Below are 13,975 nucleotides of genomic sequence, written 5' to 3'. Positions count from 1 at the left end.
TCAGCCCTGCTTGTGCAGGTGATCGCGGCGCGCCAGGGTGGGAAACAGCTTGATCCAGGTGCCGGTCACCAGCAGGGTGCCGACCCCGCCGATCAGTACCGCCGGCACCGTGCCGAACCAGTGCGCGGTGAGGCCGGACTCGAACTCGCCGAGCTGGTTGGAGGCGCCGATGAACAGGCCGTTCACCGCGCTGACCCGACCGCGCATGGCGTCCGGGGTATCCAGCTGTACCAGGGCGCCGCGGATCACCATGCTGATCATGTCGGCCGCGCCAAGCACCACCAGCACTGCCAGGCTGAACCAGAACGAGGTGGACAGGCCGAAGGCGATGGTCGCCACGCCGAACACCGCCACCGAGGTGAACATCACCGGCCCGGTACGCCGTTCGATCGGGTGATGGGCCAGCCACAGCGACATCAGCAGGGCGCCGACCGCCGGCGCCGAACGCAGCAGGCCGAGACCCCAGGGGCCGGTGAGCAGGATGTCCTTGGCGAACACCGGCAGCAGCGCGGTGGCGCCGCCGAGCAGCACGGCGAACAGATCCAGCGAAATCGAACCCAGCACGTCCGGCTTGCTGCGAATGAAGCGGATGCCGGCCAGCAGCGATTCGAGAGTGGCTGGGTCTTTGCGCAGCACCTGGCCAGTGGCGGTCAGACCGAGCATCAGGGCGCAGGCCAGCACGTACAGCAGGGTCGCCGGGCCGTATACCCACTGTGCGCCGAAGGCGTACAGCAGACCGCCGAGGGCGGGGGCGATGATGGTTGCCGCCTGCATGGCCGAGGCTGAAGCGGCCACCGCGCGGGGGAACAGCTCGCTCGGTACCACGTTGGGCAGCAGGGCCTGGGTCGCCGGCATCTCGAAGGTACGGGCCAGGCCGAGGAGGAAGGCCAGGCCGAAGATCATCTCGCGGCTAACGCTGTCGGTGCTGCTGCCCAGCAGCAGGGCCAGGGCCACCAGGGCCTGCACGCTCTGGCAGACGGCAGCGATCTTGCGTCGCTCGAAGCGGTCGGCGGTGTGCCCGGCATGCAGCATGAACAGCAGGCGCGGGAGGAATTCAGCGAGGCCAACCAGCCCCAGGTCGAGCACGCTGCTGGTCAGCTGGTAGAGGTGCCAGCCGATGGCCACGGTGAGCATCTGGAAGCCGCTGGCGGTGAATACGCGGGCCAGCCAAAAGGCGAGAAAGGGTTTGTGCCGACGCAGGAGCAGTTGGGACATGGCGGTAATACTTAGGCGGCTAACGAGTTGCCCAGCCTAGCACGCCTGGCGCGCGGCGCCGTTGCGAATGCTGAACGCTGTGTTCGTCTATCGCACGTTTGCCGTGGAATAACTTCACGTGGTGGGTTGCGCGGGTTGCCCCCGCCCTACCGGGAAGCGCTGCGTAGGGCGGGTGTAACCCGCGTGCGATTCCCGGGCTACCTGGGGGCGCAGCAATCGCGGCTGTCCAGCGCCTCCAGCAGGCGGCAGTGCTCGGCGTGACCACTCTGGCAGCCGGCCAGCTTGCTCAGCTCGGCCTGCATGTTCTGCAGGTCGCGGATGCGTGTTTCGATGGCGTCCAGATGTTCGCGGGCCATGCGATCGGCGGCGTCGCACGGGCTCTCGGGATGGGCGGCGAGTTCCAGCAGGCTGCGGATTTCCTCCAGACTGAAGCCCAGCTCGCGGCCGCGGCGGATAAAGCGCAGGCGGCGCACGTCCATCTCCTGGTAGTGGCGATAGCCGGCGGCACTGCGTTGCGGCGCCGGCAGCAGGCCGCTACGTTCGTAGAAGCGGATGGTTTCCAGGTTGACCCCGCTCTCGCGGGCGAGGATGCCGATGGTTAGTGGCTTGCCCATGTTGACTCCGTAGTTACTACAGGCTTTAGCTTAGTCTGCACCTCAACCAAGGAGATGCCAAATGGGCGCGCATTGCTGCAACCACGACACCGGCCCCCAGCACGATAACGGGCGCTACCGGCGCATCCTGTGGATCGCCCTGCTGGTCAACCTGGGCATGTTTCTGATCGAGATCGGTGCCGGTATCCGCGCCGGCTCGGTGTCGCTGCTGGCCGACTCGCTGGACTTTCTCGGCGACGCTGCCAACTACGCCATCAGCCTCTGGGTACTGGGCATGGCCCTGGCCTGGCGGGCCCGCGCTGCCCAGCTGAAGGCGCTGAGCATGCTGCTGTTCGGTCTCGGCGTGTTGGGCGCGGCGCTCTGGCACTGGTGGCAGGGCGAGGTGCCGAGCGCGCCGACCATGGGCCTGATCGGCAGCCTGGCATTGCTGGCCAACCTCGGCGTGGCGGCACTGCTGTATGCCTACCGCGAGGGTGACAGCAACATGCGCAGCGTCTGGCTGTGCACCCGCAACGATGCCCTGGGCAACCTTGCCGTGCTGGCAGCGGCGCTGGGCGTGTTCGGCACCGGCAGCGCCTGGCCCGACCTGATCGTGGCGGGGATCATGGCCAGCCTGGCGATCAGCTCGGCGGTACAGGTACTGCGCCATGCCGACGGCGAGCTGCGCGAAGGTCACGGCCATGCGCACTGAGGCGCACGCGGCGTTGCAGCTGGCTTTCGCCGAGGCCGAAGCGGCGCTGGGGCGGGGCGAGCCTGCTGCGGCCCTGGTCTGGCTGGAGCGCGCGCATATCCTCGGCCAGCGCCTGGCGCTGCCCCATGCCCGCGCGCACTGGCTGATGCTGCGCGCCGGCTGGATGCTCAGGGACTGGCGCGAGGTGGCAGGGCAGTTGCCGCGCATCCTCGCCGCGCTGTTGTTCTCGCGGTTGTGGGTACCGCTGGGCAACAACGGGCGGGCGCGGGTCAGTGCATTTACCCCGATGCCGCTGAGTGCGGAGCTGAAAAGGCTGCTGGAGTAGCCTGGCCCTCACCCCGACCCTCTCCCGACGGGAGAGGGGGCAGGCTTGGCCGAACTCTGAGAAGGAGTTGGGGCGCTCAGGCCAGGCCCATGCCCAGCTTGATCGCGTAGGCCAGCACCAGTACTGCCAGCACGCCGCCCAGCCACAGGGCGGCGAACCAGGCCAGGCGTTTGCCCAGCGGCTGCTTCGTCTCGTTCATCAGTGGTACCCCTCGCCGACCTTCACCTTGCCGCGGAACACGTAGTAGCTGTAGGCGGTGTAGATGAGGATGATCGGCACCATGATGGAGACCCCGACCAGGGCGAAGGCCTGGCTGCTTGCGGGGGCCGAGGCCTGCCAGATGCTCACCGACGGCGGGATGATGTTCGGCCATACGCTGATGGCCAGGCCGGCATAGGCCAGGGCGATCAGCAGCAGGGTGAGGACGAACGGCTGCCAGTCGATCTTCAGGTGCACGGCGCGGACGATGCCGAGGATGGTCACCGCCACCAGGGTCGGTACCGGGATGAAGTAGAACAGGTTGGGCAGGGTGAACCAGCGCTGGGCGATTTCCGGATGGGTCAGCGGCGTCCAGATGCTCACTGCGCTAATGAACAGCAGCAGCGCGCAGGTCAGCGGCAGCATCAGCTTGTACATCTTGTGGCGCAGCTTGCCTTCGGTCTTGAGCAGCAGCCAGGCGCAGCCGAGCATGGCGTAGCCGACCACCAGCCCGGCGCCGCAGAACAGCGGGAAGGGCGCCAGCCAGTCGAAGGCGCCACCGGCGAACTGGCGGTTCTCCACCGCGATGCCATCGATAAAGGCACCCAGCACCACGCCCTGGGCGAAGGTGGCCAGCACCGAGCCGCCGATAAAGGCCGCGTCCCACACGTAGCGGGTGCGCTTGGCCTTGAAGCGGAACTCGAAGGCCACGCCACGGAAGATCAGGGCGATCAGCATGATGATCAGCGGCAGGTACAGCGCCGTGAGCACCACCGAGTAGGCCAGCGGGAAGGCGGCGAACAGCCCGGCACCGCCGAGCACCAGCCAGGTTTCGTTACCGTCCCAGATCGGCGCCACGGTGTTCATCATGGCGTCGCGTTCGTCCTTGTCGCGGAAGAAGGGATAGAGGATGCCGATGCCCAGATCGAAGCCATCCATCACCACGTACATGAAGATGCCGAAGGCGATCACCCCGGCCCAGATCAGCGGCAGGTCGATGCTCATGGGCGTTTCTCCTCATCGGTTTCATCGTCGACGCTTTCTGCGGCGGCGGACAGCGGGCGGGACGGCGTGCGGCTATGACCCGGGCCACCCTGTTCGGCGGCGTGGGCACTCAGCAGGCCAAGCACTGGGCCCTTGCGCATCATGCGCAGCAGGTAGGTGATGCCGACGCCGAACACGGCGAAATACACCACCACGAACAGGCCCAGCGACAGGCTGAGCTGGCTGACGCTGTGGTTGGAGGCGGCCTCGCTGGTACGCAGCAGGCCATAGACCACCCAGGGTTGGCGCCCCACTTCGGTGGTTACCCAGCCGGCCAGCAGGGCGATCAGCCCGGCCGGGCCCATCGCCAGCATCAGGCGCTGGAAGCCTTTCGACTCGTAGACCTTGCCGCCGCGGCGCAGCCACAGGCCGAGCACGCCACAGAGGATCATCAGCAGGCCGAGGCCGACCATCACGCGGAAGCTCCAGAACACGATCAGCGCGTTGGGGCGATCCTCTGGCGCCCATTCCTTGAGGCCCTTGATCTCGCCGTCGAGGTCGTGGGTGAGGATCAGGCTGGCCAGGCGCGGGATGCCGATGGCGTACCTGGTGGTTTCCGCCTGCATGTCGGGAATGCCGAACAGCAGCAGCGGCACGCCTTTCTCGGTGTTCCAGTGGCCTTCCATGGCGGCCACCTTGGCCGGCTGGTACTTGAGGGTGTTGAGGCCGTGGGCATCGCCGATCACGGCCTGGATCGGCGCGACCAGCAGCGCCATCCACAGGGCCATGGAGAACATCATGCGGGTGGCTTCGTCACGCTTGCCCTTGAGCAGGTGCCAGGCGGCGGTGCCGCCGACCACGAAGGCGGTGCTGAGGAAGGCCGCCACCGCCATGTGCGCCAGGCGATAGGGGAAGGACGGGTTGAACACGATGTCCCACCAGGACGCCGGGGTGAACACGCCGTCGACCAGGGTGAAGCCCTGCGGGGTGTGCATCCAGCTGTTCGAGGAGAGGATCCAGAAGGTCGAGATCAGCGTGCCGATGGCCACCATCAGGGTGGCGAAGAAGTGCAGGCCGCGGCCCACCTTGTTCAGGCCGAACAGCATGATGCCCAGGAAGCCGGCCTCGAGGAAGAACGCGGTGAGCACCTCGTAGGTCAGCAACGGCCCCATGATGCTGCCGGCCGCCGTGGACAGCTGGCCCCAGTTGGTGCCGAACTCGTAGCTCATCACCACGCCGGAGACCACGCCCATGCCGAAGGTCACGGCGAAGATCTGCAGCCAGAAGCGGAACAGGTCGTAGTAGACATCCTTGCCGGTCTTCAGCCACAGACCTTCGAGCACCGCCAGGTAACTGGCCAGGCCGATGCTGATGGCCGGAAACAGAATGTGGAAGGAAACGGTGAAAGCGAACTGGATTCGTGCCAGTTCCAGTGCATCCAGGCCGAACATGCGAGGCCCCTCGTGACATTGATCTGGGTCAATGATCCGCTGCCTGCGACTTTCGTCGTAGCCGGCGGATTGTCGCATTGGGCAATTTGTCGCAGTGACGCGCAGCGGGCGGAATTCGTGCTGGAGTTTAGTCGTAGGGCGGGTGAAACCCGCGTTATCTGGCCGCGGGTTGCACCTGCCCTACGGTCTGCGGCGGATCTGCCTTGCCTGAGTCTGGGAGGCGTAGGGGGCGGCAGAGTTCCACCGGCGTGTCCGGCCGCCAGGGCGTGGCTGGCTACTTGGTGGCTTTGAGCACGACGAACTTGGGGTTGGCCGCCACTTGCTCGACGCCGCGGAACAGCCGGCCCAGCTTGGCGTGGTAGCCCAGGTGGCGGTTGCCGACTATCCACAGCTCGCCGCCGGTCACCAGCGCCGCACGGGCCTGCTGGAACATGCGCCAGGCGAGGAAGTCGCCGACCACCTGCTGTTGGTGGAAGGGCGGGTTGCACAGCACCAGATCCAGCGAGTCCGCCGCCTGGCCGGCCAGGCCGTCGGCGGCGCGGAAGGTGGCCGGGCGCTTACCCAGCGCCGCACGCCAGTTCTCCTCGGCGGATTGCACGGCCATATAGGACTCGTCCACCAGGGTCAGCTCGGCCTGTGGGTTGGCCAGGGCGAAGGCGATGGCCAGTACGCCGTTGCCGCAGCCGAGGTCGGCCACCCGCTGCGGCTGCAGGCGCTTCGGCAGATGCGGCAGGAAGGCGCGGGTGCCGATATCCAGGCCCTCGCGGCAGAACACGTTGGCATGGTTGAGCAGCTCCAGGGCCGGCTTGTCGAGCCGGTAGCGGCTCGGGTAGGGCGAGGTCGGTGCCGGCCGTTGCTCGGGCGTGGCGCTCAGCAGACGCGCCTTCTTCACCGCCAGCGAGGCCTGCAGCGGGCCGATGTACTGCTCCAGCAGCTCGCCGGCGGCGCGCGGCAGGTGCTTGATCATGGCCCCGGCCACCACCCGCGCGCCGGGGGCCAGCTGTCCGTGCAGGCGGATCAGCTGTTCCTCGAGCAGGGCCAGGGTCTTCGGCACGCGAATCAGCACCCAGTCGAACGGGCCTTGCACCGTCTCGCTGGCCGGCACGAAGGTCACGCTGTCGGCCGCCAGACCGTTGCGCGCCAGGTTCTTCTGCAGTGCCAGGTGGCCCAGGTGCGAGTCGCCGCTGCTGGTCACCCGGCAGTGCGGCGCCAGGCTGGCGGCCAGGGCGCCGAAGGCGTCGTTGAGCAGCAGCACCCGCGCATCGGCCGCCAGGCCCTGCTCGTGCAGGTGGGCAAGCAGGTACTCGTCGGCAGCGTCGAAGGCCTGCAGCGGTTCGTTGGCCATCTCCGGCTGGCGGATCAGGTCGAGCTGGGCGAAGGGGGTGGCGAGAATAGGCATGGAAACCGTCGGTGTTTGTAAGCCGCGCTTTGCGCGAGACTGATCAGAGCCTTTGAATAGGCTCTGGGAGCATGTGATGAGGGCAAAGTATGACCGCCAGCGAAGAGAAGTTCACCCGCCAGACTCTCACCGAGGTGCGCGTCTGGTCGCCCAGCCTGTTCAGCCTGCGCTGTAGCCGCGATCCGGGCTTTCGCTTCCAGGCCGGCCAGTTCGCCCGCCTGGGCGTGTGCAAGGCCGACGGCACGGTGGTGTGGCGTGCCTACTCGATGGTCTCGGCGCCCCACGACGAGTACCTGGAGTTCTTCTCCATCGTGGTGCCCGGCGGCGAGTTCACCAGCGAGTTGAGCCGGCTCAAGGCCGGCGACGAGCTGCTGGTGGAAAAGCAGGCCTTCGGCTACCTCACCCTCGACCGCTTCCCCGATGGTCGCGACCTGTGGCTGCTGGGCACCGGCACCGGGTTGGCGCCGTTCCTGTCGATTCTCCAGGATCTGGCGGTGTGGCAGCGCTTCGCACGCATCGTCCTGGTCTACAGCGCGCGCAATGCGGCGGAGCTGGCCTACCAGGAACTGATCGCCGAGCTGCCGCAGCGCGACTGGCTGGAGGGCGCCGGGCACAAGCTGCACTACCTGCCGGTGGTAACCCGCGAGCAGGTGCCGGGGGCGCTCAATGCGCGGGTCACAGCGCTGATCGCCAGCGGCGAGTTGGAGCGCGCGGCCGGCCTGGCCTTCGACCCGGCGCACTCGCGCTTCATGCTCTGCGGCAACCCGCAGATGATCGACGACACCCGCGCGGTGCTGAAGGCCCGCGGCATGCAGCTGAGTCTGAGCCGCCGGCCCGGTCAGGTGGCGGTGGAAACCTACTGGTAGGCCGCCGCCTCTGTGTGGCTTCACTGGATCCCCGCCTGCGCGGGGATGACGAGGTGGTGGGATACTTCTCTGTAACCATTATTCCCGCGCAGGCAGGACAGCGGCTCTGTCGTTGAACAGCACCAGCTAGCGCTGGCCCGGAAGGGAATGATCCAGAGGCGGAAGGCGCCAGCGTTGTGACAAAACGGCCGGTGGCATAAGGCGGCTTCATGTAGGGCGGGTGAAACCCGCGTGCCGACTCGCGGGTTTCACCCGCCCTACATGATTGGTCGAACCAGGCCCAACAATGCAAACGGCGCCCGCAGGCGCCGTTGTAGCAAGCCAGCTGGCGGCTACTTGTTCTGCTGGGCCTTGAGCAGGTCACGGATTTCGCCCAGCAGCAGCTGTTCCGCGGTCGGCGCCGGCGGCTCTTCCGGCGCGGCGGCTTCTTCGCGCTTGAGCTTGTTGATCGCCTTGACCCCCATGAAGATGGCGAAGGCAACTATGGTGAAGTCGAGAATGGTCTGGATGAACTTGCCATAGCTCAGCACCACGGCCGGCACCGCTGCCGTGGTGTCGGTGGCGGCGACCGCATCGCGCAGGACGATGGCCAGGTCGCTGAAGTCCACCCCGCCGATCAGCAGGCCGATCGGCGGCATGATCACGTCGCCGACGAAGGACGTGACGATCTTGCCGAAGGCCGCGCCGATGATGATGCCCACGGCCATGTCGACCACGTTGCCCTTCATGGCAAAGGCTTTGAATTCGCTGAGGATGCTCATGTTTCACTCCCTGAGGTACTGGTTTGGGTCGAGTTTACTGCAGGCGCCCGCCGCTGCCAGTGCTACGTGGGGTAATTCACTGCAGGCAGGCTCTGGAAGCCCGGTTTGGCCAGCAGGTAGCCCTGGAACAGCTCCACGCCCATCTGCTGCAGGGTCTGCAGCTCGGCCTGGGTCTCGATGCCTTCGGCGATGACGCGCACCTTGAGCTTGCGGCACATGTCCAGGGTCGATTCCACAAGGATCTGCCGCACGCTGTCGCTATCGATGTTGCGGATCAGCTCCATGTCCAGCTTGATCAGATCCGGCTGGAAGTCGGCGAGCAGGTTGAGCCCGGCATAGCCGGCGCCAAAGTCATCGATGGCGGTCATGAATCCCTGCTTGCGATAGGCCCGCAGAATGTCGGTGAGGTGGTGGATATCCAGCACCTGCTCCTGTTCGGTGACCTCGAAGATGATTCTGTTGATGGGGAAGTTGAAGCGCCGTGCGGCCTCCAGCGTTGCCCGAATGCAGGTCTCCGGTTGGTACACGGCATTGGGCATGAAGTTGATCGAAACCATGGCCGGCACCTGCAGGCGCGCGGCCCACTCTACCGCCGTGATCCGGCAGCTTTGGTCGAACGCGTAGAGGTTTTCTGCATTGACCTGGGCCAGCAGGCTGCCGGCTGACTCGCCGTTGGCCCCGCGCACCAGGGCTTCGTGGGCGAAGATCTGTTGCTGCGCAACGTTGACTATGGGTTGGAAAGCCATGCTGATAGGGAAGTCCAGTCCCTTGCCATCACGGCAAGCGGAACAGCCTGGAGAGTTCTTCATGGGTGGATCTCATGGTGGCGTCCAACCAAGATAAGCAAAAACTCCAGTGGCTGTCTCGTCCCGCGCAGCCTTCGGCCATTACGCTGCAGGCTGGCGGTGGTGAGGTTCATCTCGGCCAGCCTAGCCCCCCTTGCCATTGGCCTTGCGCAGGCATTCGGCGATCTGATCCTTGAGTGCCACGCGCTCGTTCTTCAGGGCATGCAGGGCCAGGTCATTCAGCGACTCGCGACCGTCTTCCACTTCGTAAATGCGTTTGTCCAGGCTCTCGTACTGCTGCGCCAACCGGGCGAAGTGCGCATCCTCGGCATGCAGGGTCTGCAGTTGCTGGCGGTATTCCGGAAATTCGCGGGACAGCGGGTGGTGTTCGAGCGGCATGGTGAATCCTCCAGACGGTGCATGTCTTGTTCAGACTAGCTCAGTGGCTGGCGCTGTTGCCCGCAAGGTGGCGGACGGCTGGGCTGTTTGATTCAGGTCAATGGGCCGGCTTCGGGGTTGGTTAAAATGTGAACACATTCATCTTCAGGAGTCATCGCGATGAAGGCTCAAGCTCAGTCATTGCCTCAGGCGTTCCCCGAGTTGCGCTGGAAAATGCAGCAAATGCGCCAGAACGACAGCCACTTCGCCTACCTGATCGAGCAGTTCGATGCGCTCGACGCCCGTATCGAGCGGGTCGCAAATGGCCTGGAGCGAATCGATGAACTCGCCCTGGGGCGCCTGAAACGCTCTCGCAAGGTGTATCGAGACACCCTGGCCCGTCACTTCAAGCGGGCGACCGGGCAGTGCTGCGGCTGCGGCAATGCCTGCAGTCCGCACTAGGCCAGCCTGTCAATGCAGTGGTGGATTGATCAGGTAGCTGAGCAGCTCGGGCTCGTCATCCGGCCAGACCTGGCGTGACCCCAGTGGCAGCTCGGCCAGCACCTTGCGCCAGAAGGCTGCCGCCAGCTCGTCCCGGCCATAGAAACGCACCAGCCAGGTGCCGCCAGCGCCCATGACCTGTTGAACCAGGGCTTGGCCGATGCCCTGGCGGCGATATTTCTTGAGGATGAACAGGTCGGCGAACTCCAGGGCGTCGATGCCCGGCAGCTCGCTGCGTTCGATCAGCAGGAAGCCGGCGATGAAGCCGTCGGCCAGGATCAGCTGGGCGCTCCAGCCGTCGTCCTGCCAGTAGCGCTGCAGGTGCGGCTGGTGGATATAGAAGCGCCCGTCGAGCTCGACGTCCTCCTGCTCCCAGTCCGACGACTCGTAGGCGTAGTACTGGTAGAGGTTGGCGATCAGCGGTAACTGGTCGACCGTAGCGGGAACAAGTTCGATCTGCATGGGGCGGCCCGGTGGCAATCAACGAGATGTCATTATCGCCGTATCTGTACGACTGAAGCTGGCTAATCTGAGCAGAGGGGCACAGAGATTGCCTGGCACAGGAGAAGCCGCTTGAGGAAGTATTGGGCATGGGGGCTGTTGTTCAGCCTGTTGGCAGGGGGCGGGGCGGTTGCCGCCGTTAGCGCAGAGGTGGGCGGGTTGCCGCCGGCGCAACTGAGCGCAGCCGAGAAATCCGAAGTGGATGCCATGGTGCTGCCGGTGCCGCCGGCCTGGATCGGCGACCTCGACGGCATGCGCGCCAGCCGCACGGTGCGCATCCTGGTGCCGTACAGCAAGACCTTCTACATGGTCGACCGCGGCCAGCAGCAGGGTGTGGCCTACGAGTACGGCAAGGCGTTCGAGGCCTGGCTGAATGCCAAGCGCCCGCTGGGCAAGAAGTCCCAGCGCTGGCAGGTGATGTTCATTCCCACCGCCCGCAACGAGCTGTTGCCCAAGCTGCTGGCCGGTTATGGCGATATCGCCGCCGGCGGCCTGACGCAGACTACCGGGCGCCTGCAGACTGTCGACTTCACCGACCCGGTGTACAGCGATGTGCACGAGGTGTTCGTCACCGGCCAAGACAGCCCCAAGCTGACGCGGATCGAGGATCTGGCCGGGCAGGAAGTCTACGTGCGGCCGTCGAGCAGCTATTTCGAGCACCTGGTCGAGCTCAACCAGCGCTTCGAGGCGCAGGGCCTGGCGCCGCTGAAGATCATGCCGGCCAACGAGAACCTGGAGACCGAGGATCTGCTGCAGATGGTCAATGCCGGACTGTTCGGCATCACCGTGGCCGATGGCCACATCGCCCAGCTGTGGCAGCCGCTGTACAGCGACCTGGTCATCCACGATGGCTTTCCCCTGCACAAGGGCGGCAAGCTGGGCTGGGCGCTGCGCAAGAACAGCCCGCAGCTGCTGGCCGCGCTCAACGACTTCAACAAGAGCCACAAGATCGGCAGCGAATTCGGCAACATCATGATGCGGCGCTACTTCAAGGACAGCAAACGGGTGCGCAATGCCGTTTCCGAGGCGGAGATGAACAAGTTCAACGCCCTGGTCGGCCTGTTCGAAAAGCACGCCGGTACCTATGACTTCGACCACCTGATGCTGATGGCGCAGGGTTTTCAGGAGTCGCAGCTGGATCAGGCGGCACGTAGCCAGGCCGGTGCCGTGGGGGTGATGCAGCTGTTACCGAGCACCGCCAAGGAGGTCGGCGTGAGCGACATCGAGAGCAGCGCCGACCGCAATATCGAAGCCGGCAGCAAGTACCTGCGGTTGATCTCCGACACCTACCTGGAGGATCCCGAGATTACTCCGGTCAACCGCCTGCTGTTGAGCTTTGCCGGCTACAACGCCGGGCCGGGCAACCTGATGAAGTTTCGCCGGCTGGCGGAAAAGTCCGGGCTGGATCCCAACATCTGGTTCGGCAATGTCGAGCAGGGCGCCGCGCGCATCGTCGGCCGCGAAACGGTGGATTACGTGGGCAACATCTACAAGTACTACGTGGTCTACAAGCTGGCCGAGCAGAAGATGCGCGAGCGCAAGGCGGCTAGCGCAGCGAAGGAATAGTGCGCGCGGCGACGCCAAAGCCTGCATGAATGCTGCCGAGGAGCGGCCCAGCCGCTATGATCGGCGCTTTTCCAGCGGGCGGAGTTTTTCATGGCCAAGGCCAAGCGCATGTATGGCTGCACCGAGTGCGGCGCCACCTTTCCCAAGTGGGCCGGGCAGTGTGGCGAGTGCGGGGCCTGGAACACCCTGACCGAGACCATGATCGAGAGCGGTGGTGCCGGCGCGCCGTCCGGGCGTGGCGGCTGGGCCGGGCAGCAGGCGCAGATCAAGACCCTGGCCGAGGTCAGCGTGGAGGAAGTACCGCGCTTCTCCACCGTTTCCGGCGAGCTGGATCGGGTGCTCGGCGGCGGCCTGGTGGATGGCTCGGTGGTGCTGATCGGCGGCGACCCCGGTATTGGCAAGTCGACCATCTTGCTGCAGACCCTGTGCAATATCGCGCAGCGCCTGCCGGCTCTGTACGTTACCGGCGAGGAATCGCAGCAGCAGGTGGCCATGCGCGCCCGCCGCCTGGAGCTGCCGCAGGACAAACTCAAGGTGATGACCGAGACCTGCATCGAATCGATCATCGACGTGGCCCGGCGCGAGCAGCCCAAGGTGATGGTGATCGACTCGATCCAGACCATCTTCACCGAGCAGTTGCAGTCCGCCCCCGGCGGCGTGGCCCAGGTGCGCGAGAGCGCGGCGCTGCTGGTGCGCTATGCCAAGCAGAGCGGTACGGCGATCTTCCTGGTCGGCCATGTGACCAAGGAGGGCGCCCTGGCCGGCCCGCGCGTGCTGGAGCACATGGTCGATACCGTGTTGTATTTCGAGGGCGAGTCCGACGGCCGCCTGCGTCTGCTGCGCGCGGTGAAGAACCGCTTCGGCGCGGTCAACGAGCTGGGCGTGTTCGGCATGACCGACAAGGGCCTCAAGGAAGTCACCAACCCCTCGGCGATCTTCCTCACTCGCGCCCAGGAGGCGGTGCCCGGCAGCGTGGTGATGGCCACCTGGGAAGGCACCCGGCCGATGCTGGTGGAAGTACAGGCACTGGTCGACACCAGCCATATGGCCAACCCCAAGCGCGTGACCCTGGGCCTGGATCAGAATCGCCTGGCCATGCTGCTGGCCGTGCTGCACCGCCACGGCGGCATCCCCACCTACGACCAGGACGTGTTCCTCAACGTGGTCGGCGGGGTCAAGGTGCTGGAGACCGCCTCCGACCTGGCGCTGATGGCGGCGGTGATTTCCAGCCTGCGCAACAAGCCGTTGCCCCATGATCTGCTGGTATTCGGCGAGATCGGCCTGTCCGGCGAGATCCGCCCGGTGCCGAGCGGCCAGGAGCGCCTCAAGGAGGCGGCCAAGCACGGCTTCAAGCGCGCCATCGTGCCCAAGGGCAATGCGCCCAAGGAGGCCCCGCCGGGCCTGCAGGTGATCGCCGTGACCCGCCTGGAACAGGCGCTGGACGCCCTGTTCGAGTGATGCCCCTGCGGCGCTCTGCCGCTGGGGGCGCCGCCTGACGCTTGCTGCAGATCAATCTTTGGCGAGCCGACGGGGAGGAGCATGGAGCCATGTGCATAACGGAGATAAGCCATGTTCCTGTTCTTCGACTTCTTCGCCAAAACCCTCAATTATCAGCCGGGGCAGCCCCGCGATAGTGCCGAAGCGCGCCGTGAGGCGAGCATGGGTGCGCGGCGGCTGCAGGCGCGTTTGCGCCAGCCGCGGCCCGGCGGCGGGCGCTGAACCGAGCTGGATAAACAAAGG

The 13,975-nt window shown here is 65.8% G+C and carries 17 protein-coding genes; 7 read left to right on the top strand and 10 right to left on the bottom strand.

The annotated features are described in order from the left end of the window. The gene (locus A9179_RS18950) at positions 1 to 1,215 is read right to left on the bottom strand and encodes an MFS transporter (protein WP_187807758.1); all 1,215 of its coding nucleotides are present in this window, start codon (positions 1,213 to 1,215) and stop codon (positions 1 to 3) included. A 197-nt stretch (positions 1,216 to 1,412) separates the two neighbouring features. Next, positions 1,413 to 1,829, bottom strand: coding sequence for a MerR family DNA-binding protein (locus tag A9179_RS18945; RefSeq protein WP_187807757.1), 417 nt, complete (start codon positions 1,827 to 1,829; stop codon positions 1,413 to 1,415). Positions 1,830 to 1,890: 61 nt separating this feature from the next. Between A9179_RS18945 and A9179_RS18940 the strand changes: the two genes are divergently transcribed. Beyond that, positions 1,891 to 2,520: a cation efflux transmembrane domain-containing protein gene (locus A9179_RS18940; protein WP_187807756.1), complete on the top strand. Its 630-nt coding sequence runs from the start codon at positions 1,891 to 1,893 to the stop codon at positions 2,518 to 2,520. After that, positions 2,510 to 2,845: a DUF3703 domain-containing protein gene (locus A9179_RS18935; RefSeq protein WP_187807755.1), complete on the top strand. Its 336-nt coding sequence runs from the start codon at positions 2,510 to 2,512 to the stop codon at positions 2,843 to 2,845. The genes A9179_RS18940 and A9179_RS18935 overlap by 11 nt, the downstream gene beginning before the upstream one ends. 76 nt (positions 2,846 to 2,921) lie before the next feature. Here A9179_RS18935 and A9179_RS22885 read toward each other — a convergent pair whose 3' ends face one another. The 4 genes from A9179_RS22885 to A9179_RS18920 form a co-directional block, all read right to left on the bottom strand. Further along, entirely contained in the window at positions 2,922 to 3,044 is a 123-nt protein-coding gene (locus A9179_RS22885; protein ID WP_223123242.1) for a DUF2474 domain-containing protein, read from the bottom strand. Then, positions 3,044 to 4,048 (bottom strand): cytochrome d ubiquinol oxidase subunit II, encoded by a 1,005-nt coding sequence (cydB, locus tag A9179_RS18930; protein ID WP_187807754.1) that lies wholly within the window; start codon positions 4,046 to 4,048, stop codon positions 3,044 to 3,046. The genes A9179_RS22885 and cydB overlap by 1 nt, the downstream gene beginning before the upstream one ends. Beyond that, entirely contained in the window at positions 4,045 to 5,478 is a 1,434-nt protein-coding gene (locus A9179_RS18925; protein WP_187807753.1) for a cytochrome ubiquinol oxidase subunit I, read from the bottom strand. The genes cydB and A9179_RS18925 overlap by 4 nt, the downstream gene beginning before the upstream one ends. A gap of 274 nt (positions 5,479 to 5,752) precedes the next feature. Then, a complete protein-coding gene (locus A9179_RS18920; protein WP_187807752.1) occupies positions 5,753 to 6,877 on the bottom strand; it encodes a methyltransferase in 1,125 nt (374 codons plus the stop codon). Positions 6,878 to 6,966: 89 nt separating this feature from the next. On the opposite strand from A9179_RS18920, the gene A9179_RS18915 reads away from it, so the two are divergent. Continuing rightward, positions 6,967 to 7,743, top strand: a complete 777-nt coding sequence (locus tag A9179_RS18915) for a ferredoxin--NADP reductase (RefSeq protein ID WP_187807751.1) — start codon at positions 6,967 to 6,969, stop codon at positions 7,741 to 7,743. A gap of 332 nt (positions 7,744 to 8,075) precedes the next feature. Here A9179_RS18915 and mscL read toward each other — a convergent pair whose 3' ends face one another. The 3 genes from mscL to A9179_RS18900 all read right to left on the bottom strand — a co-directional run bounded on the left by mscL (position 8,076) and on the right by A9179_RS18900 (position 9,688). After that, on the bottom strand, positions 8,076 to 8,504 hold the full coding sequence (gene mscL, locus A9179_RS18910) for a large-conductance mechanosensitive channel protein MscL (RefSeq protein ID WP_187807750.1): 429 nt from the start codon (positions 8,502 to 8,504) through the stop codon (positions 8,076 to 8,078). 62 nt (positions 8,505 to 8,566) lie between these two features. Further along, a complete protein-coding gene (locus A9179_RS18905) occupies positions 8,567 to 9,313 on the bottom strand; it encodes an EAL domain-containing protein (RefSeq protein WP_187807749.1) in 747 nt (248 codons plus the stop codon). 120 nt (positions 9,314 to 9,433) lie between these two features. After that, positions 9,434 to 9,688: a YdcH family protein gene (locus A9179_RS18900; protein ID WP_187807748.1), complete on the bottom strand. Its 255-nt coding sequence runs from the start codon at positions 9,686 to 9,688 to the stop codon at positions 9,434 to 9,436. 159 nt (positions 9,689 to 9,847) lie between these two features. On the opposite strand from A9179_RS18900, the gene A9179_RS18895 reads away from it, so the two are divergent. Further along, a complete protein-coding gene (locus A9179_RS18895; RefSeq protein ID WP_187807747.1) occupies positions 9,848 to 10,129 on the top strand; it encodes a YdcH family protein in 282 nt (93 codons plus the stop codon). A 9-nt stretch (positions 10,130 to 10,138) separates the two neighbouring features. On the opposite strand, the gene A9179_RS18890 is transcribed toward A9179_RS18895, so the two are convergent. Continuing rightward, positions 10,139 to 10,630, bottom strand: a complete 492-nt coding sequence (locus A9179_RS18890; protein ID WP_187807746.1) for a GNAT family N-acetyltransferase — start codon at positions 10,628 to 10,630, stop codon at positions 10,139 to 10,141. 189 nt (positions 10,631 to 10,819) lie between these two features. Between A9179_RS18890 and A9179_RS18885 the strand changes: the two genes are divergently transcribed. The 3 genes from A9179_RS18885 to A9179_RS18875 all read left to right on the top strand — a co-directional run bounded on the left by A9179_RS18885 (position 10,820) and on the right by A9179_RS18875 (position 13,954). Then, positions 10,820 to 12,235 (top strand): MltF family protein, encoded by a 1,416-nt coding sequence (locus A9179_RS18885; protein WP_394354771.1) that lies wholly within the window; start codon positions 10,820 to 10,822, stop codon positions 12,233 to 12,235. 90 nt (positions 12,236 to 12,325) lie between these two features. Beyond that, positions 12,326 to 13,693 (top strand): DNA repair protein RadA, encoded by a 1,368-nt coding sequence (gene radA / locus A9179_RS18880; protein ID WP_187807745.1) that lies wholly within the window; start codon positions 12,326 to 12,328, stop codon positions 13,691 to 13,693. A gap of 111 nt (positions 13,694 to 13,804) precedes the next feature. Then, positions 13,805 to 13,954: a hypothetical protein gene (locus A9179_RS18875; protein ID WP_187807744.1), complete on the top strand. Its 150-nt coding sequence runs from the start codon at positions 13,805 to 13,807 to the stop codon at positions 13,952 to 13,954. Positions 13,955 to 13,975: the final 21 nt, after the last annotated feature.

Source organism: Pseudomonas alcaligenes (assembly GCF_014490745.1).
GTDB classification, from domain to species: Bacteria; Pseudomonadota; Gammaproteobacteria; order Pseudomonadales; family Pseudomonadaceae; genus Aquipseudomonas; species Aquipseudomonas alcaligenes_C.
The sequence above is the reverse complement of the archived record's forward strand: the minus strand, read 5'-3'. Positions and strand labels throughout refer to the sequence as shown.